Origin of the sequence: Bifidobacterium saimiriisciurei (assembly GCF_010667655.1) — a bacterium.
Taxonomy (GTDB): domain Bacteria; phylum Actinomycetota; class Actinomycetes; order Actinomycetales; family Bifidobacteriaceae; genus Galliscardovia; species Galliscardovia saimiriisciurei.
The window spans coordinates 32,310-58,803 of record NZ_WHZU01000004.1; the positions used below are offsets into that span (position 1 = coordinate 32,310).

Here is a 26,494-nt window from a genome sequence, read left to right on the forward strand (position 1 = left end):
AGGCGCATGGGTCGGCTCACGCAAGGGAGCATGGCGCATGCGATTGAGCTCGGATGGGAGGCGCACTATGGCACGTTCGATGAGTGCCCAGCGGTCAAGCGCCGGTGCGCGGCGCGAGCCCGCGGACCGGCGTCTGACGGTGCGTTTCCCGCGTCGCCGGTTCGAGCAGCTTGACGTGTTCTCGGGCGGTATGCCGCGCGCCAGATTCGTACGCCAGTGCGTCGAGTCGCGCCTCGACGAGCTGCTTGGCGAACCGCATACGCCGGTGGCACAGCCGGCCGAGTGGAGTCCCTTCGACGACCGCGAGCTCGCCCGGCTCGCGCTGACCGTGAATCGGATCGGAGTGAACTGGAACCAGCTCGTTCGGGCGACCAACGCCGGCAAACCATTGCCGGCCGGCGCGTTCACGGCTGACGACGTTGCGCGCTTCGGCGAGGTGTGGCGCGACATGCGCCGCATGTTCGCCGATGCTGGCATGCCGCTCGGCTACGGTGAGTCGGCAGGGCATCGCAGGGGGCGCGTGAAATGAGCTACACGTCCGTGAGACCGGTGCGCAACATGCCGGCGCTGCTGCAATATCTCCTCTATGGTTCCAAGGGCTCGGAGAAGTACAAGCGGCATCACGCCGAGCATACCGACCGCGCGGCGTTCATCCTGAACGACGCCGGCAGCATCCGAGCGTTCCGCAGTGAGTCGGATCGCCTGCTGCGCAAGCACGGGCGCGACGTGGCCGCATACAGCTACGTGGTCTCCTTCGCACCGGATGAGCTCGACGTACACAACAAGGATGATCTACGCCGGTGCGGTGAACTGGCGTACGAACTCGGCAAAACCATGCACCCAGACTCAGAGAGTCTCGTCATCGTGCACGACGACGGCGAGGGCGGCTGCGCGCACGCGCATCTCATCGTGCTCAACCACGACCACCGAACTGGTCATGCTCTGAGCAAGTATCGCAACGCGAAGTCATTGCACGCGATCAACGATAAGACTATGCGTAATTTCGGCATGAATGCGATGGACGGTCGCGATTCGTGGCAGGTTCGGCGTGAGCGGTTCAAAGAAGGCTCATTCGACCGCGTGCTCGGCGACAGGCTCATGCAAGCCGCCCAGGCCGCGGATTCGTTCGGGGAGTACGTGAAGAAGTGCGACGCGGTGGGTATCGAGGTGAGCGTCAACCCGGACGACGGCCACGGCATCGCCTACAGGATGCGGTTCGACGACGGACGACGCGTGCGCAAGCGCCGCCGTCGAGCGAGCAGCTTGGCGAAGGATTTTGCATTCGATGAATTGACGGCGCGATTCGCCGCAAAAGATGACAACAAAGAACAAGAAAAGGAGGAAACGATGACAACACAGCCAACGGTGTTCGTAGGCAAATCCAAAAACGTGAGCAGCAGGGACTCGGGCAACGTGCGGCCCGAGGTGTTCGTCGCGTCACGGATGGCCGATGACGATGACGACGGCACGCCGATTCTGGAGGTCAGCCGTAGGTGGTTGGAGGAGACGTATGACGACCTCATTGCGGCACGCAACAAGACCTGCCGTGAGCAGATGCGCGTGCTTGCCGACGATGCGGTGATGAAACGCCTGCAAAAGCATCGCACCGATGAAGACCTCCTGCGGCAAGATCTTGAGGACGCCAACGTGAGGATGGAGTGGGCGCGCAACAGGTTCCGCATGCTAAGGGCATCACAGCCGGAAAAGGTCCAAGGTCACGATGCTGTCGTTTGGATGCTTGACCTGCTCGTTGACAACAGCCTTCAACGCCGCGACTGGTTCGTGTTAGCAGTCACCATGCTGCTGCGCGAACAGTACGCACAGCACATTATCCGCGTAAATCGGCAGATCCGCACGCGTCACGATGCCGAGGTGTATGAGGCGCGCGCGGGCATGTGGTCCGCCGAGAAACGCGCGAAAGCTGCCCGCGAAGCTCTCGATCAGGCTATGGCCGACACACTTGTTCGTCGGAACGGATCGGGCAAGTCGGTCCTTCGGATCGCGCCGGTTTTCACTGAGGGGACGCCCCGAGATGACGAGCCACAGTTCTAACCACGACATGCCCGTGGCACGTCGAGACGTGCTGCTCGCGTCTATCGCCACGGGCCGTGACGTAAGCAGTGCGATGAGCAAGAACGAATCCGATATGTTGATGCGCGGCGGCCTCCTACGGAAAAGCCAGGATGGCTGGGCGTTGACGCCACGCGGCGAACGCATGGTGTTGAGCAACGCGGGCGACACGCTTGCTGCGGCGTTGGAGCGTGATCATCTCATCCGCGAAATCGGCCACGTCCTTGACGGGTTCGGACGGACGCGACAGCTTGAAGCGCCGATGCACAACAGGGCACTCGTGAAGGACATGGCGCGCGCTGAGCGGTTGATGCGGCAGGCGCGCGACGTTCTGATGGACGTGCCGCTGCGGCGAGATACCAACGGGAATGACATCACGGCCGCGGAGATCCGTTTCCTCTCGGATAGTCGTCGATGATCACATGGGCTGAAGCCGCCGTGGACCGGCGGCCGAACGGTACAACGAATTGAGCAGGCGACGGATGTCCTAAGTAAAAGGAGGTAAATGATGGAGCCTATATAGCGGACCCGAGCGGGGTGTGAGCGCTCGGGGTGAGTCAACGTACGGCGGGAACTGCACTCGATGAGGTGAGTGTGGTTCCCGCCGTTTCTCTTTCCGGAGATCAATGTCCGACGGGCCGCAGTGTTGATGTCAACGTGGTAGCAGGCGGCAGCACGAGGGGACAGGTTCCTGTTCCGGTCTTCATGTTCCTGAAAATCTGTAACTGGAACCGTGTTTGGAACCTTCGAAATCGTTGGAATTTCAACGTTTTTGCCATTCGGGTTCCTTAGTTCCTGTTTCTTCCCTTTCTAGAAAGTATGGAAGGGAAAAATACAGTAAGCCTATAAATCCCATATATAAAAGGAGATGTGCGATTTTTGGGGAACCTAGGAACCTCCGTCACATCATGGTGCCGTAATCGTTGATATTTCAACGTTTCCTACAGGTTCCTGTTATTGATTTCTTTCGAACGCCTTAGGAACCCGAAGACGTAGAACTGGAACCTCCGGCATCCGCTCCCACCTGCGTGGTCGCCCACTACTGTTGACGTTCTGGAGAGTGAGGGCCCCTGTTGGCTTTGTGCTCATCTCGTAAATCTCGATGATGACGTCGATCCAACAGGGGCGTATGTGCAATGCTACACCTCCTCGGGCGCTTATCCGGAGGGTGCATGCGTTTTTGGCTATATTTCTCCCTTCAGGGCCAGTTCTTTGGCCAGAGCAATGCCCTGCTGCCTCTGGGCCTCGTCGGCCGCTATCCATTCGCGGATAGCGCGCCATTCCTCCTTGGTGAATTTCTGTCGTTTGGGCAGTGTATCGAGATCGTCGCGGATGTAAAGCTCGCCGATGCTGTCGTCATCAAGAGCCATTTCCACATCAAGATTGACGCGACCGAACTTGATGAGAGGTCGTGTGCGTGTGTCGTCCAGCGTGTGGGTGACGTCCATCTTCTTCATCGGCGTGGTCATGACGCTGTTGACGAGCTTTTCGGATGACTCGCGGATACGTCTGGCATAGTCGTTTGCTGGGTCATCGTCTGATGGCCCATCCGCGGATCTCACTCTGGGCGCACCGAGTCCCTCTCCGGTCAGTACGTAATCGAATTGAAAAATGTATGCACGTTTACCGACGGCGACCTCAGCATTTCGCACGTTGAGCCGCACGGGGATGACCCATTTGATCTGGTCGGCAAGACGACGCAGCGCGTTGCGCTCAGCACCGTTGTCGCGTCCCTGCTTGGCTTGGCCGAGTCTGCCGCGCATCCATCGTTCCTGAGCTTTCACTGCGTGGAAAAGGTAGTCGTTGACTGCCAACGGTCGTGGTGCATGGGAGTTTGCGTAGAGGTGATACGGCCCTTCGATGTGACTTGCATCGTCGAGCACGACATCAAATTCCCCGTCGGGCTGTTCGATCCAAGAGTCTTGCTGTATGGCATTGTTCGAGTTTTTGGACATCGAGAATCCTCCTTCATGCGGGCACCACGTCGTCGTGCATGGTGGTGGGACACTTTTTGAAGTCTTATGCAAGTGTACGCCGGATGATCTTCTGGACGTGGTGGGAAGGCGTTCGTCCTTCGCTATATAATTACGTAAATGCGTAAATGATTATTTGAACAGGGGTGCCATGTCGGACAGTGAGGTCAGAACGACGTTGAGCCTGTCGTTGACGGTCGAGGACAAGAAGTTGTTGAAGAAGTACGCCGCGGATAGGGAGACCACGGTCGCCGGCGTGGTTCACGAGTGGATCGAACGATTCTGCGGAGGCGAAGATGACTGACTCACCGCTGGAGGACATCTTCCACAAGACCACGGGCATCAAGCCGTTGAGCGCGGACGACATCGCCGAACAGCTCCGCAACGAGGAGAACACGAAGAAGGCGTTCATCACGCCGGTCCTCGAACAGCGGTGGCCCGGTCAGGACCGCATCGTGATGGAGTATTACGTCAACGACGGACGCATCACCGTGGACGAGTACGGCATCGCGCATCGCGGCAAACCGAAGAAGCTCGACTATCTGCTGCTGTTCCATCAGAACATCCCGTTGGCGCTCGTGGAGGCCAAGGGACGTGACCATGCGGCCGATGAGGGGTATCAGCAGGCGGTGGATTACGCGAACTTGTTGTCGGTGCCGTTCGCGTACGTTACCAACGGCGACGATCTGATCGAACGTGATATGGTCTCCGGTCTGAACCGCGAGCTGAAGATGAAGGACTTCCCCGGCCCGGACGAGCTGTGGCAAAGGTTCGTGTCGGAAAGCGGCATGACACAGGAGATGGTGGACGAGTACACGTACCCCTACTACACGTCGCCGAGCAGCAACATCACGCCCCGCTACTATCAGCGCATCATCATCAACAAGACCACGCAGGCGGTGCTCAAGGGGCAAAAGAAGGTCCTGATCGTCTGCGCGACCGGCACGGGCAAGACCTATATGGCGTTCCAGCTGATCTGGCGATTCTGGAAGAGCGGGCTGAAGAAGCGCGTCCTGTTCCTCGCGGACCGCAACAATCTGGTCAATCAGACCATGCACGGCGATTTCGCCCCGTTCGAGGACAACATGGTCAAGTTCGAGAACTCGAAGCCGGATTACGCGCACTCGATCTACCTCGGTATATATCAGCAGTTCATCACCGCGAAGGACGGTCAGATCAACCGGCATTACCGGAGGTTCCCGCGTGATTTCTTCGACCTGATTGTCGTGGACGAGTGCCATCGCAGTTCGGCGGACCGTACCTCGAACTGGCATGACATTCTCGATTACTTCGATTCGGCCACACAGATCGGCCTGACCGCCACGCCGAAGGACGATTCGGACCCGAACAAAAGCAACATCGCCTATTTCGGCAAGCCTATCTACACGTATTCGCTCAAGCAGGGTATCGAGGACGGGTTCCTGGCCCCGTACAAGGTCGTCGTCCCCGAGCTGGACATCGACCGGGACGGATACCAGCCGCCCGAGGGTACCACGGATGTGGACGGCAACCCGATCGAGATCCGCCGCTACGAGCAGCGCGAGTTCGATCGGAACATCATCGTTCAGGAACGTCGAGAGCTGGTCGCCAAACGTATCAGCGAGTATCTGAAGACCAACGACATGCGGTACTCGAAGACGATCGTGTTCTGCGAGACCATCGAGCACGCGCACGCCATGCAGCGGCTGTTGGAGAACGAGAACGCGGATCTCGTGGCCGAGGATTCCCGGTACGTGACGTGCATTGTCTCCGGCGAGCCGGACAACGAGGCGCGGCTTGACGAGTTCACGACGAACAAGTGCCGGTATCCGGTCATCGCCGTGACCAGTCAGCTCATGTCCACCGGCGTGAACTCGAAGACCTGCGAGCTGATCGTCTTGGACCGCACTGTCGGGTCGATGACCGAGTTCAAGCAGATCATCGGACGCGGCACCCGCGTGGTCGATCACTACACGATGGATGGCGAGGACCGTAGCAAGATGTATTTCACGATCCTCGACTTCCGTAGCAACTATTTGAAGTTCAAGGATCCGGCGTTCGACGGAGACCCGGTGGATGTGCTCACCGTCCCGCCGAACGCGCCGATCCCGAAGCCGCCGATCAAGCCCACCGCGCCGGACGTGCCGCCTACGCCGCCGGAGAACCGCAGGGTGGCGCGCGTCTCTGGCGTGGACGTGGAGATCGTCGGTGAGATGGTCAAATACTTGGACGCCGACGGCAATCTCGTCGAACAGAACCTGAACTCGTGCGTGCGCAACAACATCCTCGGACAGTATCCGACCGTGGACGTGTTCCGCCGGGCGTGGCTCGATAATCACGCGAAGGCCACGTTCGCGCAGAACCTCCTGCTGGAGACGGATTGGGCGGAGAGTTTCCGCATCCGCTACGGTTACGAGGTGGACCCGTTCGACATCATCCTGTGCATCGCCTACGAGGTCGATCCGCCCATGAGTCGCGAGCACCGTGCCCGTCTGGCCTGCGTGCAACGGTTCATCGACCGGGACCGGTTCAACGACGGTCAACGCGAGTTGCTGCGTCTGCTCGTGGACGCATACGCGGCTTCCGGGTTCGAGTCGCTGCGCGATCTGGACATCTTCACGCTGCCGCAGTTCAAGGAGGCCGGCTACACCAAGCTCAAGGCCGTCAAGACGTTGGGCGGGAAGAACAAGTACTACGAGCTGTTGGGCGAACTGGAGAACGCCCTGTACGAGGAGGAATGATACGTGAGTCTTGCATCCCTGATCAAACGCCTTGAGGACATCATGCGTTCTGACCCCGGCATCGACGGCACCGCGCAGCGCCTCTCCCAGATCGTATGGATCCTGTTCCTCAAGGTCTTCGACTACAAAGAGGAGGAAGCCGAACTCGATGACGACTACCGGCCGGTCATTCCGGAAGGCTACCGGTGGCGAGACTGGGCGACCGGCGAATCACTGAAGGACCAACGCACCGGCGACGAGCTCATCGACTTCGTGAACAACCAGCTGTTCCCCGCGCTGCGTGGCGAGGCCGTGGAGAACGGGAACGGTGCGCGCATCATCCCGTTCCCCAGCACCACGCCACGCGCCCTGCTGGTCAAGGAGTTCATGAACCGCAGCCACAACTACGCGGCCAACGGCATCCAGCTTCGTATGGTGCTCAACCTGTTCGACGAGGTGGACTTCTCCGACGCCGACGAGACCCACGAGTTCAACGACGTATACGAGACCCTGCTGAAGTCCCTACAATCGGCCGGCAAGGCGGGCGAGTTCTACACGCCGCGCGCCGTGACCTCGTTCGCCGTCAAGCACGTGGATCCCCGCATCGGCGAGACCGTGGGCGATTTCGCGTGCGGCACCGCAGGCTTCCTCGTCGATTCCCTGCGCCACTTGGAACAGCAGGTGCAGCCGGGCGACACAAAGGCGATGGAATCGTTGCAGAACAGCTTGGTTGGTCAGGAGTTCAAGCCATTGCCGTACATGCTGGGCGTCACCAACCTCATGCTCCATGACATCGCCCTGCCCAACATCACCTATGGTGACTCGCTCGACCGTAAGCGCCTGCTCGATTACGAGGATGAGGATTGCGTGGATTGCATCGTCATGAATCCGCCCTACGGCGGCATCGCCACCGAAGCGGACAAGGCCGCGTTCCCCGCCGACCTGCGCAGCTCGGAGACCGCCGATTTGTTCATGTCGTACATCATCACCCGCCTGCGCATCAACGGCCGTGCGGCCGTGGTTCTGCCCAACGGGTTCCTTGAAGGCGAGGACAACACGCGCGTCGCCATCAAGAAGCTGTTGTTCAAGCAGTGCAACCTACATACCGTGATTCGTCTTCCGGAAAGCGTGTTCGCCCCGTACACGAGCATCGACACGAACATCCTGTTCTTCGACAAGACCAGCTCCACGCAGGAGACATGGTTCTACAGGTTCGACAAGCCCGAAGGTTACAAGCATTTCTCCAAGACCAAGCCGCTTCTGCCGCAGCATTTCCAGCTGGTCGATGAATGGTGGGACGCCCGTGTGGAAATCCCGGACCCGGACGTGGAGGGCGCGTGGAAGGCCAAGAGGTACACGGTGGATGAGCTCGTCGAAGGCAACTATCGTCTCGACAAGTGTGGTTACCCGCACGAGGACGAGGAGATTCTGCCGCCCGATCAGCTCATTAGTAAATACAAGTCCGACAAGCAGCGCATCGAGACCGAGATCGACTCGCTGCTCGCACAGATCATGGACCTCATCGGCAACGACACGGAGGAGAACGCATGAGCGACCTGAAGACCACGCCCATCGCGGCGAAACTGCGCGCGTCCATCCTCCAACAGGCCATCGAAGGCAAACTCGTGCCACAGGACCCCAACGACGAGCCAGCCAGCAAGCTGATCGAACGCATCCGCAAGGAACGCGCCGAACTCATCAAGCAGAAGAAGGCGAAGACCCCCAAGGGCGGCGAAAGCATCATCTGGAAGGACAGCAACGGCTCATGGTGGGAACGCCGAGGCAAAAGCGAAGCCGTCTGCATCGACGATGAGATCCCATTCGACATTCCGGAGAACTGGACGTGGGCCAGAGTGTGTAGTCTGGGGACCTTGGAACGAGGGGCAGGTATCAAGCGGAGTGAGGTCGTCGCAGAAGGGGAACCTTGTGTCCGCTATGGAGAACTGTACACGACGTACCGAGATGAAATCGTAGAGCCTTCCTCTTTCACATCGGAAACCGTCTACATGGCCGCTCACAAGCTCGAACACGATGAACTTCTCATCACTCTTACGGGCGAAAACGACATCGACATTGGCAAGACCGTCGTCAATTCTTTCGGGCGCACCGTTGCATACGGTGGGGATTTGCTTGCGCTGAAGAATCATCTTCAGAACGGACATTTCCTGATGCGTCTTTTCAATTCACCCTATGTCGGCAAACAACGAACCTCGGCATCAACTGGCAACACGATTGTCCACTTGTCAGCCGAAAAAATCAGCAGATTCCTCGTGCCAGTACCTCCTCTGGCTGAGCAGTCTCGTATCGTCAAGAAAATCGACGCTGCGATGAAACTCACAGATCAGCTCGGAATTCTAGAGAGAGAGAGAGCGATGCTGTAGATTCCGCGTTCTGGCGGGATCTGCCCCGTGCCGTCCTTCAGCAGGCCGTCCAAGGCAACCTCGTGCCACAAGACCCTGCTGAAGGAACCGGCTCCGAACTCGTGGAACACATCCACGAGGAGCGTCGCCAACTCGTCGCCGAAAAGAAGATCAAACCGATCAAAGGCGGCGAAAGCACCATCCATCGTGACTCCGCCGGACACTGGTTCGAAACCCACGGTAAGAACGCGGCTGTTTGCATCGACGACGAGATTCCATTCGATATTCCCGACAGCTGGACATGGGCGAGATTTAACAATGTATTGTTTAATCGTGATTCTGAACGCATCCCATTGTCCTCAAATATAAGAAAGAAACTAACAAAAAAATACGATTATTACGGGGCGTCGGGGATAATCGACCAAGTAGATAAGTATTTGTTTGCCAAACCATTGCTTTTAATTGGAGAAGATGGAGCGAACCTCATCAATCGTTCATCCCCTATAGCTTTTATCGCAAGGGGAAAATACTGGGTCAATAATCACGCCCATGTGCTTGATGCGGTTTCAGAGACATTATTGGAGTACTGCTCGATATATGTTAATTCCATCTCACTCTACCCGTATGTAACTGGCACCGCGCAACCCAAGCTAAGCCAGGAACGAATGGGAGTTATTGTAGTGCCTGTTCCTCCGCTTGCCGAGCAGCAGCGGATTGTCGAAAAAGTCGCTGAGTTCAGGTCATTGATCGGAGAACGGTTCGCAGCAGCTTCCTGATTGTTGTTGTACTTGCGCCCACTGTCGTGCGATCCACGCAGTAGTGGGCGCAAGCACAACGTGCGAAGACAACATGGGGGTGCGGCGTGGTTCCCGTTTACCGGCAACTGGTTCCTGGCCGTTTACGAGGGAATTAATAACAGGAACTCGCTAAGAACGTTGAAATATCAACGGTTGCAGCACCATGATGTGATAGAGGTTCCTAGGTTCCCGAAAATCGTGCGATTCTCCCTATATATCGAATAATCATATGTTTTTACGCTGTTCCCCACTTTATATACTTTAAGGAGGTAAGGAACAGGAACTTGGGAACCTGAATAGCAGAAACGTTGAAATTCCAACGATTCAGGAGGTTCCTAACTCGGTTCTGGTTACATGTTTTCGAGAACCGGAAGCCCGAACGGGAACCTTTACCCTTGCGCTGCCCGCTGCCACCACGTGGTTCTTTCTTGTGATTACCGGCCGTCGCCTTCCAGCGCACGTCGGATCGTCGAAATTCCGACGTTATAGCTTTCCGCCAGAGAATGCAACGTTCGACCGCGTGACCGCAGCAGACGGACGTCCTCACGCTGCTGTTCACTGAGCTTCGGTTTCCGGCCGCCCTTCCCTGAAGCGTGCGCAGCTGCCAGACCGGCCTTCGTTCGCTCGATGACAAGTGAACGCTCAAACTCCGCCAACGCCGCCATAAGCGTGAACACCAATTTGCCGTTCGCCGAGTTCGTATCGATGCTCTCGTGAAGACTCTTCAGCTCGGCTCCCTTGTTGTGGATACGGTCAACGAGATCCAGAAGATTGCGTGTGTTGCGTCCAAGCCTGTCGAGACGCCACACCACGAGCGTGTCGCCCTCACGCAGATGGTCCAACGCCGCATCGAGCTGCGGCCTGTGCGCCTTTGAGCCGGAAACGCCCTCGTCGGTGAAGATACGGTCACAGCCATCGGCTTGCAGCGCGTCGAGCTGAAGCTGCGGGTTCTGGTCAAGTGTCGAGACTCGTGCGTAGCCGATTTTCATATCTTCCTCCTTGCAGCGCGGCATTATTGATAACTATTCTCATTTTACCTTCGATGTGCTCGCTGTCCCATGCTCGGGGCCTTGTGGTGCGGTTGCCGTTTTAACCGTTGCGCGGCTGTATTTCGGCAGATTCGATTTCGGCAACGCGAAACGGCAAGTCATGTGCCCGCTTTACCGGCCTTCAGCATGTGGCCGTCTTCTTCGCCGTTTTGCGAACGTAATTCGGAAAACAAAACCCCGCCTTACGGCGGGGCTATAGGGTTGTTCAGTCATGCACGCAGGCCGGGCTGATGCCGCGACTGCACACACTCATCACTATCGCGGCGAGTGTGCAGTCTTGATCGATCAGTAGCGCGGTCATCGCGTGCCGGACCGGTTCGGCTGTGTCACGGCCTGCGAGCCATGTGAGATAGCCCATTGCCGCATGTGGCTGAACGGCGTAGGCTCTCGGCCATCCGGCCATCGTGTCCAGCGTCTTCAACGCGCAATTGAGTCGTTCGCTGTTGATACGTGCGTCCGGGTCCTTGAAGGCGCGAGTAAGCAGCGCGGTCATGCCTTCGCGGGCACGTTCAGACCTTGGGTCGGTCGCGTATGCCAACATGTCATCGACACCCAATGTGTCGTCGATGACTGTGACGATGAGCGCGTCACGTACTGCAAGCTGCATCCGAATGGCCGTGGACATGCGGATCACGTCGCGCTTGGTGACGATGTCCGGTCGCTGTTCGCGCAGCGCTGCCAGCCAATCCGTGAACGCGGGACGCAGGTACTTGGCAAGGGCTTCAGCCCGGTCTTCGGCTGTCAGCCGCTCGCCGAGTAGCTTCATCTCAGTGTCCAGTTTCGCCTGTGTCGGGGCTCCCTTCGCTGTCGCGGTGATGTCGCTTTTCTCGATGGTTATGACGGTCATGGCTTCTCCTTGTCGAAGTGACTTTTGTTGGTCGCATCAACATCCGCGCCGGCTATGCCGGCGTTTTCAGGAGTCTCAGCCGTGCGTTTTCAGCCTAATCCGGCTGCGTCGAGTACCTCGTAGCGGCTGTACTTGTCTGCGTCCGGCACCGGTTGCGAGCAATCGAGCCAGCCGTAGTCACCGAGTTCTACGTACCCCGATGCAACGTCGTCTCTGCCGTATTTCGCGAAATCGAAATAGCAGTCGAGACCTCCGTCGAGAATCGCGCGACGCACGTCGGGATCGCGGTTGATTTTGTCGTATCCGTAGCGTTCTTCACGGTCTGGCGTGTTCTCGACGGTCACATTGTCTGGAAGATCGTACGGTGAATAGGCCACGTCATCGAGCTGGAGGATGGCGTTGCACAGCGTCACCGCGTCCGCTGAACCGGGAAGGCAGTAGTCGATGGCCAGCCCGAGTCGGTCCCAGTCTTCGTCGGTCGTCAAGCGTTCTTTCGCCAGCGTTGCCAGTGCGTTGAGCTCGTCAAGATCCTGATACTCGTAAACCTTCCAATCAAGCCGCGCGAGAAGACCATCCTGCTCATAGTCGTGGATCGCGTATTCGTCGTCGGCACCGTGCCATTGGTAGACGTGCTCATCAAGAAAGTCGTCGAGATCAGTCTGCGATACTGGCAGCGTGATCCAATCGCCTCGCATCATGCCTGCGTTATAGGCGGCGAGGTTGGCGACGTACACGCGGATTTCGTATGGGACGAGACGGAGAGATGCGACGGTTGATTGTGATGATGGCATGATGTCCTCCTTGGTTTGGATGCTTCGGAAGGACCCCCGGCGGCCTTCAGGCCGCTTCCATCAATATGCACCTGATGTGAAGGAATCGTGCTACGGATGTGGCAGTCATATGTATTTCCGTAAATAAGCCACGTGCAGCCCGTTTTCACGGTAATGTGATGCTTACACAAAGGGCCTGACGGCCATCAACATACACAGCAAAACGCACAGGAGCACGTAGGCTTCATTGGACGCGCTACAGCATGACGTCGTAGCGCATCCCACTCAACTTCGAGTGATTGGTCGGTTACGACATGCCCAGTGTCATCCCGCATATTCCCATAAACGAAAAACTCACACTGACCGTTTCCGAAGCGGCCGGGCTGAGCGGCATCCCCGTTCGCGTGGTACGCAGCGCCATCCGGCGTAACGAACTGCGTAGCTGTGAAGCGGGGGAGGCCACGATACGTGTCCGTCGAACTGATCTCGATTCGTGGGTTGCTGCATTGCCTGAGCGCCGACGGTAGTCAATCGGCGTGTCGCGTAGGCAAATGAAAAGACCTTGTGAAACCAAGTTTCACAAGGTCTTTTTCTACGCCGAATGACTCCCATTTGACTCCCACTGGAATCAGAATGGCGTCATTCCAACGTTTCTGAGCCCTAAAACTCAGATGTGGTAGTAGAGCTCGTACTCGAGCGGGGTCGGGGCCAGACGGGCCTGGTCGATTTCGCCGCGCTTGAGGTCGATCCACGTCTCGATGAGGTCCTCGGTGAAGACGTCGCCGGCGGAGAGGAAGTCGTGATCCTCTTCGAGGGCGTCCATGGCCTCGGCCAGAGAGCTCGGAACCTGCTTGATGCCGGCGTGCTCTTCCGGAGGAAGCTCGTAGAGGTCCTTGTCGACCGGCTCCGGGGGCTCGATGTGGTTGAGAATACCGTCGAGACCGGCCATGAGCTGGGCGGAGAAGGCGAGGAACGGGTTGCAGGACGGATCCGGAGCGCGGAACTCGATGCGCTTCGAAGCCGGGGAGGTGCCGGCCAGCGGAATACGGATGGCGGCGGAGCGGTTACGGGCGGAGTACACCAGGTTGACAGGAGCCTCGAAGCCCGGAACCAGACGGTGGTACGAGTTCAGCGACGGGTTGGTGAAGGCAAGCACGGAGGAGGAGTGCTTGATCAGGCCGCCGATGTACCAGCGAGCGAGGTCGGAGAGCCCGCCGTAGCCCTTCTCGTCGTAGAACAGCGGCTTGCCGTCCTTCCACAGGGACTGGTGGCAGTGCATGCCGGTGCCGTTGTCGCCTGCGATCGGCTTCGGCATGAAGGTCACGGACTTGCCGTTGAGGAAGGCGGTCTCGTGAACGACGTACTTGTACTTCATCAGGTCGTCGCCGGCGTGCTGCAGGGTGTTGAAGCGGTAGTTGATCTCCTGCTGGCCAGCGCCGCCGACCTCGTGGTGGGAGCGCTCGAGCTGCAGGCCGACCTTCTGCAGGTTGGCGACCATGTCGTCGCGCAGATCCTGGTAGTGGTCGATCGGCGGGACCGGGAAGTAGCCGCGCTTCACACGGTTCTTGAAGCCGATGTTCGGAGTGCCGTCCTCTTCGGTGTCGACGCCGGAGTTCCACGGAGCCTCGATGGAGTCCACCTCGTAGAAGGAGCGCTGCATGTTGTTCTCGAAGCGCACCTTGTCGAAGATGAAGAACTCGGCCTCAGGAGCGAAGGAGGCGGTGTCGGCGATGCCGGTGGACTTCAGGTAGGCCTCGGCCTTGGCGGCGACCTGACGCGGATCGCGCGAGTACGGCTCGTCGGTCAGCGGGTCGACGATGGAGAAGGCCACGTTGAGGGTCTTGTGCTTGCGGAACGGGTCGACGTAAGCGGTGGTCACATCGGGAACCAGCTTCATATCGGACTCGTTGATGGCCTGGAAGCCCTGCACCGAAGAGCCATCGAACGGCATGCCGTCGGTGAAGGCGTTGTCGGTGAACTCGCTGGCAGGCACGGTGAAATGCTGCTGGACGCCGATGAGGTCGGTGAAGCGGACGGAGACATACTCGATGCCTTCCTTGTTGATCAGCGCTTCGACTTCTTCAGGCGTGTGGGCGAAAATCTTATTCTCTGCCACAATCGCTCCTTTATTCGTGAGAACTTACGTATGAAGAATGTACTCTCGGATATTTCCCGCAGGGTGCCGTTGGGTTACGAGAATGTTTCGCGAAGAGAAAAACAGGGAAAAAGTGTGTGTCAGTATTTGATATGACCTTGACAATCGTTTGAGAGGTTCCCCGTGATGCCGCGCCATGTGACGTGATCGCCGGATAAAGCGTTCGATGCCGGTTCCGAAAGATGCGTTCCGACGGTGATGATGCCGCCTGGAGGGCCGAATACGAAAAATGTCGGTAATGTCACATTTCGTGCATTACCGACATTCCTATGAAATGAATCTTCCGCGATGCGAGACCGAACCGCGGAAGGGACGGGTCACCTGCCTCGCATCGCGCGGCGGCTGACGTGCATCCTGCTCGGGTCCATGCCCTTGGGCATGCCCATCGTGTTCTTGGCCTGCAGGGTCTTCAGACGGGAGTTCAGCTCGTCGAGCTCGTACTTGGTGAGCTTGACCTTCTGCTTCATCACGGTCTTCTGCAGCTTGTCCAGCGGAACCTGCTTCTCGCCGTGGCCGACGCAGATCTTGATGACGGGGATGTCGGAGCCGCGGGTGATGCGCTTGACCTTGGCCTCCTCCTTGTCGATGGCCTTCATCACGCGACCGTACTCGCCTTCGCCCACCAGGTAGACGCCGGTGCGGCCGGTGCCGCGCCAGATGGCGTCCTTGGTCTTGGCATCGACCCACACGGGCTCCTGCGGGAACGAGAATCCGCCCTTGGTGATGTTGTTCAGGATGGCTCCGGTGGCGCCGGGGCGTCCGTCCATCTGACGGAAGCCGACCTTGTCGGCGCGGCGGGTGAGCACCAGCGTGCCGAACAGCAGGCCCACCATGACGCCGAGGATGATGGTGAAGATGTCGGTGATCCAGGAGAACCAGAGGACCGCGACGATGACGGCGGCGACGATCGGGATCACAATGGCACCGGCGATGAGGAACGGCAGCTGCTTGTCGTCCTGGGCGGTGAACTTGTAGATCTGGATGATCTGGCTGATGGTGCCTTGCTTCTTCGGCTTCTGTTCTTTCTTCTCTGCCATGATGTCCTTTTATATAGAGCGTTGTCGGGGTCGTTGAGACAATTGCTGGACAACCAGTGTACTTGGTTTTCTGCCAAATGGCGCCTTCGGCCTTGGTGCCGGCCCCGGTCAGCGCATATGCAGCGGCCGGCCGTCCGCCTTGAGCAGCGCCTCTCCCAATGCCTCGCCGAACGTGGGATGCGGATGGATCAGGCGTGCCGCACGGCTGAGAGGCACCGCGTTGCCGACGAGCTGCTCGGCCTCGCCCGCCAGCTCGTTGACCTCCGGTCCGACCATGTGCACGCCGACGATGACGTGGCGCGACTCGGGCTCGTCGGCCGGCACCGCGCCGATTACCGTGACCGATCCGTTCTCGCCGGTCATCAGCGTGCGGGCGTTGCCCATCATCGGATATATGGTCTCGGTCACGTCGTCATAGCGGTCGTCGGCCTGGGCCTGCGTGCGGGTCAGGCCCACGGCCGCGGCCTCGGGGGAGGAGAACACCACGCGCGGAATCGTCTCCTCGCGCACGGGTTCGGGGTCGAGGCCCGCGATGGCCTCCGCCACGACGATGCCCTGTTCGAATGCGCGGTGGGCGAGCTGATAGCCGCCGGTGATGTCGCCGACCGCCCATATATCTGCCAGGTTCGTGCGACCGAGCCCGTCCACGCGAACGTATCCCGAATCATCGCGGGCCAGGCCAAGGGAATCGAACCATGGGGCGTCCGTGTTGGGGTCGCGGCCTATCGCGACCAGCACGATCTGCGCGGCCGCGGTCCTTTCCTCGTCCGTCCTGTCGGCGTCGACCCGGTAATGCACCGCGGCGCCGAGGTTCACGCCGGTGTCGATGCCGGTCACCGAGGCCTTGGTGACCACGTCGATGCCGCGGCGCTTGAGCTCGCGCGTCATCGTGGCGCTGGTGCGGCGGTCCCAGTTCGACAGCACGCCGTTTTTGCGGGCCAGCAATGTGACGTGGCTGCCGGCGGCGTTCCACAGCGAGGCGAACTCCAGGGCGATGGCCCCCGATCCGATGATGATGACGTCGTTCGGGAACTCGTTGAGCTCCAATGCGGTGTCGGAGTTGATGACGCTCTGGGAGAAGGGGATGCCGGGCAACGGACGGGGCCGCGAGCCGGTGGCCACGACCACGTGACGGGCGAGCAGGGTCCGGGATTCGCCTTCCCCGCCGGACCGCAATGTGACGTCGACGGCGTATGCGGCGGCATCGTCTTCCCCGCCGTTCGCGCGGGCGACGCCGCGCACCTCGCCATGGACCATCTCGACGCCGCGGAAGCGAAGCAGGCCGGAAAGCCCCTCGACGACGGTGTGCACCGTGCCCCGGCGGTAGTCGCGCAGCGCGCCGAAATCGATGCCGTTGACCGACATGTCGATGCCGTAGCGCGAGGCGTGACGGCCGGTCTCGACGCTGCGCGCAGCGGTGATGAGCGCTTTCGTGGGAATGCACCCGCGATTCAGGCAGGTGCCGCCCGGCCTCTCGTCCCTTTCGACGAGCGCGACCTTCAATCCCAGTTCGGCGGCGCGCAGGGCGGCGGAATATCCGCCGGGCCCCGCGCCCACGATGACGACGTCATAATCCATCGCGTTCTCCTCGGCAGTGATGCCCGTCATGATGGAACCCCCTTATTCGAATGTATTCGAATGTATATGTATTGATATGGTCGTGAACGAATGACGCCTGATGACGTCCGGTCATGAAAAAACGCCGATACCCAGCATAATTCGCCGGGCATCGGCGTTCTCGCTCATACGCTCCGTTTCATCATTCCGGCCACACGCCGCGCTTCTGGTTGCGCGGGCGGGGCAGACGCCAGCGACGCATCTGCATGGAACGCGACCAGGCGTAGCTGGCCGAACGCGTGCCCTTGGCCACGGACTTCTCGCCGTACTTGGCGATGAGCTTCTTCTTCAGGCCATGCCACATGATGGCGATGTCAATGATCGCCGCGAAGAAGTAGGCGTACATCACCAGCATGAGCAGCCACGTGATCTGCGGGTTCGTCGACGTGATGAACATCGAGGCGACCAGCATGATGATGACGAACGGCATCATGAACTCGGCCAGGTTCCAGCGGGCGTCAACATAATCGCGGATGTAGATGCGGTAGTCGATGCGCTCCGACTTCGGCATATGGGCCAGGTCGCCGCTCTTCATGGCGGCGTACTCCGAATCCTGCTTCTCACGCAGCTTCGCCTTGGCGACCTTGTTGCTGGCCTTGCGGTCCTTCGGCACCAGCGGACGGATCTTCGCCGCCTGCGCGTCCTTCATCTTCGGGGTCGGACGGTTCTTCTTGCCGTTATTCGGCTTCGTCTCGGCCGCGGCGGGGGATTCCTCGCTCTTTTCCTTGTCTTCTGAACGTTTGAAGGGGTTCCATGTCATGCGAACAGGTTACGGTGACGCCTAGACTCATTCGGCTTGATTGCCAATGCCGAACACCTATCGAAGGAGGTTGCAATGACGGACATCACCGTGGAGGAGCTCCGCGCGCGCATCGACGACGACTGGAAGCGCGTGGTGGCCGCGCTGAGCGACAAGATCGCGCTCGGATCGGTCTCCGCCAAGGGCATCACCGGCGAGCACATGAAGCGCTCCGCCGAATTCGTGGCCGACCTGCTGCGCAAGGAGGGCGTCGACGCCCGCGTCGTGCAGTCCACGAACCCCGACGGCACACCCGGCGCATGGGAGGTCGTCGGCTCCCGCATCGTGAACCCCGAAGCCCCGACCGTGCTGCTGTACGCCCACCACGACGTGCAGCCCGTGCCCGACCCGGCCGAATGGGAGACCGAACCGTTCGTCGCCACCACCAAGGACGACGGCCGACTCTACGGCCGCGGCGCAGCCGACGACGGCGGCGGCATCGCCATCCACTCCGGCGCCCTGCACGCGCTCGGCGACGACCTCGGCGTGAACATCAAGGTGTTCATCGAAGGCGAGGAGGAGATGGGCTCGCCCAGCTTCATCCCGTTCATCGAGGCCCACAGGGACGAATTCGACTCCGACGTGATCATCGTGGCCGATTCGGGCAACTGGTCCGCCGAAATCCCCTCGCTCACCACGTCGCTGCGCGGCAACACCTGCGTGGACGTGACCGTGCGCGTGCTCGGACATCCCGTGCACTCCGGCCAGTTCGGCGGCCCGATCCTCGACGCCAACACGCTCGCCTCCATGCTCATCGCCTCCATGTACGACGAGAACGGCAGCCTCGTGGTGCCCGGCGTCGCCTCCGAGGAGCCCATCGGCGGCCTGCAGCGCGATCTCGACGAGGCCTCGCTGCGCGCCGACGCCGCCATCGTGGACGGCTACCGTCTCGCCGGCACCGACTCGCTCGCCTCCCGACTGTGGACCAAGCCCTCCGTCACCGTCATCGGCTTCGACGCCCACCCGGTCGACGGCTCCTTCAACGTGATCGCCGACTCCGCACGGTTCCGCCTCTCCATGCGCACCTCGCCCAACCAGAAGCCGGCCGAGGCGCAGCAGGCGCTCGCCGACTTCCTCGTCGCCCACGCGCCGTTCGGCGCCGAAGTGAGCGTCGAACCATTGGAGAACGGCCAGGGCTGGGCCATGGACCCGGACAGCACCGTCGTGAAGGACGCCGAGGAGGCGCTCGCCGAGGCGTTCGAGACCGAGCCGGCCAACAAGGGCGAGGGCGGATCCATCCCGTTCATCCCCGAACTGCAGCGCATCTTCCCCGGCGCCCAGGTGCTCGTCACCGGCCCCGAGGACCCGAAGGCCAATGCGCACAGCCCCAACGAGTCCATCGACCTGCCGAGCCTGAGGAAGAACATCCTCGCCGAGGCACTCATCCTCGCCAAGCTCGCGAAGTAGGTTCCGGCCGGCTCCATCGCGGTCCTAGCGCATCACCAGGCCGCCGTCGGCGTGCAGGGTCTGGCCGGTGATGAACGCGGCGTCGTCGCCGGCCAGCATCACCACGGCCCCGGCGATGTCGTCGGCGGTGGCGAGACGTCCCAGCGGCGTCATCGCCACGATGCGCTCGCGCACGTCCTCCGTGGTGGCGCGGCTCGAATCCGTGCCGACGGTGAGCCCCGCCGCCACGGCGTTCACGCGGATGCCCCACTTGCCCAGCTCCTGGGCGAGCGAACGGGTGAATCCCACGAGCGACCCCTTTGCCGCCGTGTAATCGTGGTATGGCACGATCGGCGCGTCGACGAGGTTGCTCGACACGTTGACTATCGCGCCGCCGGCCTGCCTGCGCATCCGCGGCAGGCAGGCGGCGCATGTGTTGTAGGCGCCGCGCAGGCAGCCGTCGATCTGCTCGCGGTAGTCGTCCCACGAAATGCCGTCGAACGTGCGGCGCTGGCGCGGGTCGAACGAATAATGGCTCAGCGCGTTGTTGACGAGGATGTCCACGCCGCCGAACGTCTCCTCGGTGAACGCCGCCAGCGCACGGACCTGCTCCTCGTCGCGCACATCCGCCCTGAACACGGCCACGCGGCCTTCGGCGCCGGTCTCCCGTTCGATGGCCGTGGCCGTGGCGAGGGCGCGCTCGTCGTTGCTCAGATAGTCGATGACCACGGCCGCGCCGAGCTCGGCGAACCGTCTGGCGATGGCCGCGCCGATGCCACGGCTTGCGCCGGTGACGATCGCCGCCTTGCCGGCGAGGGGCAGGGTCGGGGATGATGCTGTTGTCATGATGATGCTCCCGAAATGTATCGTTGTTATTCGAAGTCGTCGTCGAAGGAGTCGGCGAACCGGTCGGTGCCGCGTTCCACGTCCACCGCACGCACCAGGTCGAGCAGGTTGAATCCGCCGTCATGATGCCATCCCGACTTGGCGCGGTTCATTTCACCGACCGGGCATATGCGGTCGATGCCTAGTTCTCCCACCCGCTGCGCCAGCGGGAACAGCCGCGTGCTGTCCACGGCCACGCCGCACGACTGGAGCCATTGGCGGTACGGTGCCATCACCGGCAGGGCATCGGCGAGATCATCGACCGCCACCACGGTGATGGTGCGGTTCAACGGGGAGGCCGGCGTGGGCAATGACGCCGCATCCGGGTAGTGCAGCACCGTCCAGTCGGTGCCATTCGGCGACGCGATGACGAACGGTCCGGAACCGTCGTCGGCCATGCCCGTGCCGGGGCCGCCGGCGAACAGCGACATCATCTCCACGGAGGAGCGCACGCGCCGGATGGCCAGCGACTCCTCCTGCGTGGGCGTGGACCGCGGGTACTTGCGCTGCTGGGACTCCAATTCATGGGCCAGCAGCTCGGCCGTCTCATGCGGAGCCAGCACGCCGCCACGTTCCACGAACACCGTCTGCGCGGCCAGACAGCTTTGCTGGTCGTACGTGGCCACATCCACCGCCATGCGATGAATCGTGGACTCGTAGCAATCCGCACGCAGCGACTCCCGGCCGACAAGCGAGAACCCGATGCGCGCACCATAGCTGAGGAACGGCTTGCCCTCCGCCACCTTCGGACGCAGCAGCTCCGTCGTATGCGAGGAACCATAGACGATGACCGCGTTCGCCTCCCCGATGGCAGCGTCCTCCAACGGCTGCGTCCCGCCCTTCCACGGCACCACGGCGATCGCATCCGCCAGTTCGGGGTCGACCTCGCGAATCGACTTCGCGAACAGCACCGGCATCAGCGGCTCGTCGAACGACGACTTGCCGACGATACCGCTTTTGACCAGCAGGCCCATCGTCATGCTCCACACCGGAATCCCCGGCACGTTGCTTGAAAACACGTGGAACGAGAGGTCCGGACCATACAGTCGCGTATAGCCGCCGGACCTGTTCGGACGGTACTCGTCCAGCATCTGCGGACACGGCAGGTCGTCGTCCACGAACCTCAGCAGCTCGCGACGACGGAACATGCGCATATAGCGTTTGAGCTCGATCCGCGTCATATCCGCGTCGTAGCCGGTGATCGCCGGGACCAGCCGTTCGGCAAGACGACGCAGCGGATAATCGGGGTCCGTCCACAGTTCCACGGCCTTCGCCAACACGTCGATGATGTCGTTCACGGGCATGGAAGCAAGACAATCATTGCGGTTCTTCCGAACGTCATCGCACAACGCATGAATCACATCGGCGTCAAGACGCGGATACCGCAGCGACACAGGTCCATCGGGCGTCGTGATTTCGCGTGTATCGAACGCAGTAAACGAAAAACCGGCCGGAGCATGGAAGACATCGACGATATCGGCGTTATCGACGACATTGCCGCCAACGGAGACGCCGTCGCCGCTCATGCGTTCGCCGCCATGACCTCGTCCACCGTGATGGAGCAGCCACGCGCCTCCGCGCCCTTCGCACGACCCAGCAGACGATAGCCATCCGCCGAGCGCACACCCAGATCCTCGGTGAGAATCGCCAGACACGAATTCCAGTTCGCAAGATCATAATGCGCGATCACACCGGTCTCGCCGTCGGCCACCGGCGTCAGCGTCTGCGGATCCAGCATGACCGAACGCACCCACGCCGGCGTGGCCTTCAGCGTATTGACCGAACCATCCGTGTAGTACGACAGCAGATTCTGATCGTAGATCTGCGAGCTCAGTTCCGTCATGCCGTACATGTTCACGCAGTGCGTGCGGTCCACGCCGAACACGTCGGCGAACATCGCATACATGTCATCCACGGTGATGCCCGTCTTCGTGCTCTTGAAACCGCCCGTATCGAACAGGCGGGAATCGTCCGGCAGAACGAACGTACGGCCCGACTCGCGCAGATGCTCCAGCAGATACCAGTACGCCGACGACGCGCCCATCAGCATCACCGGCACATCGTCCGTCACTGCCTGCTCGAGGAATCGTTCGATGCGATCGAACTCCAGTCCTTTCTCGTGGAAGAAGTAGTCACTGCCCTCGGCGCCGCACTGCTCAAGCGCGCGCGTCAGATACCGCGACAGCGACGAATGCTCGTTCATATCCCACGCCGGCGAGATCACGCCGATGCGGATGCGCTCGCGGTCGGGCAGGATGAAATGACGGAACGGGCCGATCATCGACGCATCCCAGACCTCGAGGTCGGGATGGAAATTGCGGCCCTTCTGACCGGGGCGCGTGGTGCCGCTCGTCGTGAACACGGCCTCGCAGTCGGCCTCCGGCGTGGACGTGAGCGTGAGCATCTTGAAGCCGTCCACCGGCATCGGCGGAATCGACGACCAGCTGTCGAGCGTCGGCGGCGTCACGCGCTTCGACGTGCAGTAGGCGCGGTACGGCGCGTTGTTGGCGAACTGGAAGGCGAAGATCAGGCGGGCGAGCCTGTCGAACGCCTCGTCGGGAACCTGATTGCAGCCGTAACGATTGATGAAATCCAAAACCGCCTGCTTGACGGTTTCACGGGTGGGGGAGACGACTGGCTGTATGGGCATGATGGGTCCTTTCCTTGGGGGCTGCCGGGCCTGCTATACGGACATATGGAACAGGCGCGAACGATGCTTCCGTCCGCGCCTGTTCCATATGCCTTGTGACATGGGATATCGGCTATCGTCTGATACCGATTCTAAATGGGTGAGACTACTTGGTCTCGGCGCCGTCGCCGGCATCAGTCGTTTCGGCAGCCGCCTTGGCAGTGGTCTTGCCGGTTTTCCTGGCGACGAGATTCGGCAGGTCGATGAGCAGCAGCTTGAGGATGACCACGGCGAACGCACCGACGAGGATGCTGTTCGAGAAGAACACGTGTGCGCCGCCCTCGAGGCCGCTCAACGCGCTCGGCAGGGCGATGCCCAGCAGCAGCGACAGACCGATGACCACCTGATTGCGTTCGGTGGACTCCACCTTGCGCAGCGTGTTGAAGCCGGTGGAGATGAGGCTGGCCGCGGCCGGCAGGAAGATGCCGCCGATGACCGGTGAGGGGATGAGCGAAAGCACGGCGCCGGCCTTGGGGATGAAGCCCAGCACCACGAAGATCACGCCGGCGATGATCACCGGCACGCGGGTGCGGGTCTTGCCCTCGTCCGTCACCTTGAGCAGCGCCACGTTCTGCGGGTAGGCGGTGGTGGTGAAGCCGCCGATCAGCGACGAGAGCGCCGAACCGGCCGCCTCGCCGGCCAGACCGTAACGCACCTGCTTGTTCTCCAGCTTCGTGCCCTGGATCTCCGTGGCGGCCTGGTAGACGCCCAGCGCCTCCATGACGGCCACCATGTAGGCGATGAAGAACGGCACGAAGATGGCGGCATCGAACGTGAAGCCGCCGTACGGCATGAACGTGGGCAGGCCGATCCACGGCTTGGAGGCCACGCCGGAGAAGTCGGACAGGCCGAAGGCGATGGCCAGGGCGGTGCCGGCCACGAGTGCGATCAGATACGAGAGCGAACGCCACAGACCCTTGCCGAACTGCGAGAGCACCACCACGAGCACGGTGGTGAGGATGGAGACGGCCAGCACCTTCGGATCGGCGAAGCCCTTGTCGCCGGGCGCTCCGCCGAGGAACTCGCTGAGCGTGAAGCCGGAGAGCGAGACGCCCACGAGGAAGATGATGACGCCGGAGACGATGGGCGCGAACAGGAACCGCAGGTTCTCGATGACGCGCGTGAGGCACAGCACCAGGAAGATCAGCGAGGCGATGAAGATGGACGTGCCGGCCGCGGCGAGCGAGCCCGCGGTGCCGGCGGCGATCATCAGCGCGTCGAACGCGGCCGACGGGCCCTGCACGATCGGCAGGCGGACGAGCCTCGTGGCCTGCACGAGCGTGACCAGGCCGGAGATGATGAAGATGGCGTTGACCATGTTCGACGACAGCGCCAGCGGCAGGCCGATGGCCGCCGCGACGAACACCGGATCGAGCCAGACGTTGGAGACGAGCACGTGCTGGAAGCCCAGCAGTATGTTCTTCGGGGTGAGTTTGGGGCTCAGTGATTGCTGAGTCATGGAGTCTCTTCCTCTCGGTTTTCGGGCCCGCGCGGCGTCACGCATCGCGACGTATTGTGTTTGTCGCTTGCGCTGCGTGCGTTTCATTGGGGTGCCAAGAGGCCGAAGACCGGTGCCTTTCCTCGCATGTGTGGGCACACGAGACCGGCGTGCATGGGCCGGCATGATGCGGCGTGACATCCCTACGCAGGCATTATCCTGTTCAGGTCAACGGGTTCGGGCGGCGTTCCGCCCATCTCAGCCATGAAGGCACCCCCGTCAGTCCGTCCCACAGACGATACCGAAAACCCGCGCGCCACGCAATAGTCGGCCACGGAATAATCGATGCCCAAAACCGTCCGCCGACATCGTCTCATCCACCGTTCGTCAGGATTTTTGCACGAAAGCGCCGTTTATTTGTCAGGATTTTTGCATGAAAACGGTATTTCGTCGTCTAAATTTTTGCACGAAAATGCCGTTTATTCGTCGGAATTTTTGCACCGATGCGGGAATATCGGTGATGGGTTTTTGATTATCGGAAGAGTCGGAGTACGCAAGGAGATCGGAATATGGACATGGAGACTCGACGGAAGCTGCAGATGCAGCTGCTTCGCATTGACGGACTCAAGGACGAGATAGGGGAGTTGCGGGGCGGTCTGCGGGAGCCTGGCGCCGATGCCGAGGCCATTACGGCGCAAATTGCACAACTGCAAGACGAGATCGACCGGATTCATGAGACGGTCGAACGGGCGAAACGCGGCGAATAGGAGCGTGCGGCCGATAGGACTCGCGATTACTCACCAATATGGACGTAAAGCCGGTTGCTCACTGTTTCCGGACGCGACACGCCGATGGAACGGGCTGTACGTGGCGGAAAATAGTGAGCGACCGGCTTGGTGGCGGATTTGGTGAGTTACCAGGGGAGCCGGTGTGCTCACCAAATCGGTTGGTCGCGGGAAATCAGGCGATCTGGGCGATCAGGGTCGGCAGCTCGGCCATCGTGTTGATGACGGCGTCGGCGCCGGCCTCGGTGAACGCGGCCTTCGCCTTCGCACGGGCCTCGGCCTTCTCGGCTTCGGACAGCGCCTCGAACTCCTCCTGGCTCAGCGCCAGCTGCGAGCTGCCCTCGACCACGCCGATCGTGAACACACCCGCGTTCTTGCCCTCGCGGATGTCGGACAGCGTATCGCCGACCTTGGCGGCCGCGTGCACGGAGGAGACGCCCAGCTTCTCAAGGTTCCTGAAGATCATGTACGGGTAGGGGCGGCCGAAGCCGTTCGTGCCGTCCGGGCTGATCCAGAAGTCCGGGGCGTAGCCGTTCTCCTTGGCCTTCGGTACCACGATGTCCATCATCTTGTCGGTGTAGCCCGTGGTCGAACCGATCTTCAGACCGGCCTCGCGCAGCGCGGCCACCGCATCAAGCACACCCGGCTTCGGGTCGGTGTAGCCGTCCAGAATCGACAGCAGCTTCGGCTCGAAATGCGCGTACACGTCATCCACGTCCTTGTCGGTGGGGGCGTGGCCGTGCTCGTCCTCCCATGCGCGGGCGATGCGCTCCATGTGCAGCATCGTGTTGATGTGGTCGTGCTTGAGCATGCCCATCGGCTTGCGGGTCTCCGCCATCGTCGGATCGATGCCGAACTCGCGGAACGCCTCCTGGAAGGCGCGGACGGGGGCGAAGCAGCCGTAGTCGACGGTGGTGCCGGCCCAATCGAAGATGACGGCCTCAAAACGGTTGGTCATAGTGATGTTTCCTTTTTGCTGGTTTGTTGATGATGTCATGTAACGCGCGGTAGGCCGGAGTCGAGATTGGCACCCTTGTTCGACACACTCAAGGCCGTTCGGCCTCGCTCCGTCGTTTGCTACGCAAAGCGTAGCAAACGACTTCGCTGCTTACGGTCGAACAAGGGTGCCAATCTCTCC

24 protein-coding genes and 1 riboswitch are annotated in these 26,494 nt (G+C 60.9%); of the genes, 11 read left to right on the forward strand and 13 right to left on the reverse strand.

The features are described from left to right. Positions 1-37: 37 nt before the first annotated feature. The 3 genes from GFD18_RS03220 to GFD18_RS03230 all read left to right on the forward strand — a co-directional run bounded on the left by GFD18_RS03220 (position 38) and on the right by GFD18_RS03230 (position 2,488). Positions 38-529, forward strand: coding sequence for a hypothetical protein (locus GFD18_RS03220; RefSeq protein ID WP_163228256.1), 492 nt, complete (start codon positions 38-40; stop codon positions 527-529). Next, on the forward strand, positions 526-2,052 hold the full coding sequence (locus tag GFD18_RS03225; protein ID WP_163199136.1) for a relaxase/mobilization nuclease domain-containing protein: 1,527 nt from the start codon (positions 526-528) through the stop codon (positions 2,050-2,052). Before GFD18_RS03220 ends, GFD18_RS03225 begins: the two co-directional genes overlap by 4 nt. Before the next feature lie 73 nt (positions 2,053-2,125). Next, positions 2,126-2,488: a hypothetical protein gene (locus GFD18_RS03230; RefSeq protein WP_163199138.1), complete on the forward strand. Its 363-nt coding sequence runs from the start codon at positions 2,126-2,128 to the stop codon at positions 2,486-2,488. 766 nt (positions 2,489-3,254) lie between these two features. On the opposite strand, the gene GFD18_RS03235 is transcribed toward GFD18_RS03230, so the two are convergent. Then, a complete protein-coding gene (locus GFD18_RS03235; RefSeq protein WP_163199140.1) occupies positions 3,255-4,025 on the reverse strand; it encodes a hypothetical protein in 771 nt (256 codons plus the stop codon). Between the two features lie 169 nt (positions 4,026-4,194). Here GFD18_RS03235 and GFD18_RS03240 point away from each other — a divergent pair, with 169 nt between their 5' ends. From GFD18_RS03240 to GFD18_RS03260, 5 genes are all read left to right on the forward strand, one after another. After that, positions 4,195-4,347 (forward strand): hypothetical protein, encoded by a 153-nt coding sequence (locus tag GFD18_RS03240; protein ID WP_156963114.1) that lies wholly within the window; start codon positions 4,195-4,197, stop codon positions 4,345-4,347. Then, the gene (hsdR, locus tag GFD18_RS03245; protein WP_163199142.1) at positions 4,340-6,763 is read left to right on the forward strand and encodes an EcoAI/FtnUII family type I restriction enzme subunit R; all 2,424 of its coding nucleotides are present in this window, start codon (positions 4,340-4,342) and stop codon (positions 6,761-6,763) included. Before GFD18_RS03240 ends, hsdR begins: the two co-directional genes overlap by 8 nt. A gap of 3 nt (positions 6,764-6,766) precedes the next feature. After that, positions 6,767-8,293 carry a class I SAM-dependent DNA methyltransferase gene (locus GFD18_RS03250; protein ID WP_163199145.1) on the forward strand — a complete coding sequence of 509 codons (1,527 nt, stop codon included), beginning with the start codon at positions 6,767-6,769 and terminating at the stop codon, positions 8,291-8,293. Next, on the forward strand, positions 8,290-9,123 hold the full coding sequence (locus GFD18_RS03255) for a restriction endonuclease subunit S (protein ID WP_163199147.1): 834 nt from the start codon (positions 8,290-8,292) through the stop codon (positions 9,121-9,123). Before GFD18_RS03250 ends, GFD18_RS03255 begins: the two co-directional genes overlap by 4 nt. 62 nt (positions 9,124-9,185) lie before the next feature. Next, entirely contained in the window at positions 9,186-9,878 is a 693-nt protein-coding gene (locus tag GFD18_RS03260; protein ID WP_163199149.1) for a restriction endonuclease subunit S, read from the forward strand. Positions 9,879-10,333: 455 nt separating this feature from the next. Here GFD18_RS03260 and GFD18_RS03265 read toward each other — a convergent pair whose 3' ends face one another. The 3 genes from GFD18_RS03265 to GFD18_RS03275 all read right to left on the reverse strand — a co-directional run bounded on the left by GFD18_RS03265 (position 10,334) and on the right by GFD18_RS03275 (position 12,586). Beyond that, complete coding sequence (locus GFD18_RS03265) at positions 10,334-10,888, reverse strand: recombinase family protein (protein WP_163199151.1); 555 nt, start codon at positions 10,886-10,888, stop codon at positions 10,334-10,336. 265 nt (positions 10,889-11,153) lie between these two features. After that, positions 11,154-11,795, reverse strand: coding sequence for a hypothetical protein (locus GFD18_RS03270; RefSeq protein WP_163199153.1), 642 nt, complete (start codon positions 11,793-11,795; stop codon positions 11,154-11,156). A gap of 89 nt (positions 11,796-11,884) precedes the next feature. Beyond that, positions 11,885-12,586, reverse strand: coding sequence for an antirestriction protein ArdA (locus GFD18_RS03275; protein ID WP_163199155.1), 702 nt, complete (start codon positions 12,584-12,586; stop codon positions 11,885-11,887). A 293-nt stretch (positions 12,587-12,879) separates the two neighbouring features. On the opposite strand from GFD18_RS03275, the gene GFD18_RS03280 reads away from it, so the two are divergent. Beyond that, the gene (locus GFD18_RS03280) at positions 12,880-13,092 is read left to right on the forward strand and encodes an excisionase (protein ID WP_163199484.1); all 213 of its coding nucleotides are present in this window, start codon (positions 12,880-12,882) and stop codon (positions 13,090-13,092) included. Between the two features lie 140 nt (positions 13,093-13,232). Here the strand turns inward: GFD18_RS03280 and glnA are convergent, their stop codons facing one another. The 4 genes from glnA to GFD18_RS03300 all read right to left on the reverse strand — a co-directional run bounded on the left by glnA (position 13,233) and on the right by GFD18_RS03300 (position 18,134). Then, positions 13,233-14,681: a type I glutamate--ammonia ligase gene (glnA, locus tag GFD18_RS03285; RefSeq protein ID WP_100511487.1), complete on the reverse strand. Its 1,449-nt coding sequence runs from the start codon at positions 14,679-14,681 to the stop codon at positions 13,233-13,235. Positions 14,682-15,037: 356 nt separating this feature from the next. After that, positions 15,038-15,757 (reverse strand): DUF4191 domain-containing protein, encoded by a 720-nt coding sequence (locus GFD18_RS03290; protein ID WP_100511486.1) that lies wholly within the window; start codon positions 15,755-15,757, stop codon positions 15,038-15,040. 108 nt (positions 15,758-15,865) lie between these two features. Then, positions 15,866-17,365, reverse strand: coding sequence for an FAD-dependent oxidoreductase (locus tag GFD18_RS03295; protein ID WP_163199157.1), 1,500 nt, complete (start codon positions 17,363-17,365; stop codon positions 15,866-15,868). Between the two features lie 151 nt (positions 17,366-17,516). Further along, positions 17,517-18,134: a DUF3043 domain-containing protein gene (locus GFD18_RS03300; protein WP_100511485.1), complete on the reverse strand. Its 618-nt coding sequence runs from the start codon at positions 18,132-18,134 to the stop codon at positions 17,517-17,519. A gap of 75 nt (positions 18,135-18,209) precedes the next feature. Between GFD18_RS03300 and GFD18_RS03305 the strand changes: the two genes are divergently transcribed. Beyond that, complete coding sequence (locus tag GFD18_RS03305) at positions 18,210-19,580, forward strand: dipeptidase (protein ID WP_100511484.1); 1,371 nt, start codon at positions 18,210-18,212, stop codon at positions 19,578-19,580. A 24-nt stretch (positions 19,581-19,604) separates the two neighbouring features. Here the strand turns inward: GFD18_RS03305 and GFD18_RS03310 are convergent, their stop codons facing one another. The 4 genes from GFD18_RS03310 to GFD18_RS03325 form a co-directional block, all read right to left on the reverse strand. After that, complete coding sequence (locus tag GFD18_RS03310) at positions 19,605-20,405, reverse strand: SDR family oxidoreductase (protein WP_100511483.1); 801 nt, start codon at positions 20,403-20,405, stop codon at positions 19,605-19,607. Between the two features lie 26 nt (positions 20,406-20,431). Further along, entirely contained in the window at positions 20,432-21,970 is a 1,539-nt protein-coding gene (locus GFD18_RS03315) for an acyl-CoA reductase (RefSeq protein WP_163199159.1), read from the reverse strand. Then, positions 21,967-23,094 carry a LuxE/PaaK family acyltransferase gene (locus GFD18_RS03320; protein WP_163199161.1) on the reverse strand — a complete coding sequence of 376 codons (1,128 nt, stop codon included), beginning with the start codon at positions 23,092-23,094 and terminating at the stop codon, positions 21,967-21,969. The genes GFD18_RS03315 and GFD18_RS03320 overlap by 4 nt, the downstream gene beginning before the upstream one ends. A gap of 145 nt (positions 23,095-23,239) precedes the next feature. Beyond that, complete coding sequence (locus GFD18_RS03325) at positions 23,240-24,592, reverse strand: solute carrier family 23 protein (protein ID WP_163199163.1); 1,353 nt, start codon at positions 24,590-24,592, stop codon at positions 23,240-23,242. Positions 24,593-24,753: 161 nt separating this feature from the next. Continuing rightward, positions 24,754-24,859, reverse strand: a riboswitch (TPP riboswitch). A gap of 281 nt (positions 24,860-25,140) precedes the next feature. Between GFD18_RS03325 and GFD18_RS03330 the strand changes: the two genes are divergently transcribed. After that, positions 25,141-25,338, forward strand: a complete 198-nt coding sequence (locus tag GFD18_RS03330) for a hypothetical protein (RefSeq protein ID WP_163199164.1) — start codon at positions 25,141-25,143, stop codon at positions 25,336-25,338. A 193-nt stretch (positions 25,339-25,531) separates the two neighbouring features. Here GFD18_RS03330 and phnX read toward each other — a convergent pair whose 3' ends face one another. Beyond that, a complete protein-coding gene (gene phnX / locus GFD18_RS03335; protein WP_163199166.1) occupies positions 25,532-26,314 on the reverse strand; it encodes a phosphonoacetaldehyde hydrolase in 783 nt (260 codons plus the stop codon). Positions 26,315-26,494 lie beyond the last annotated feature (180 nt).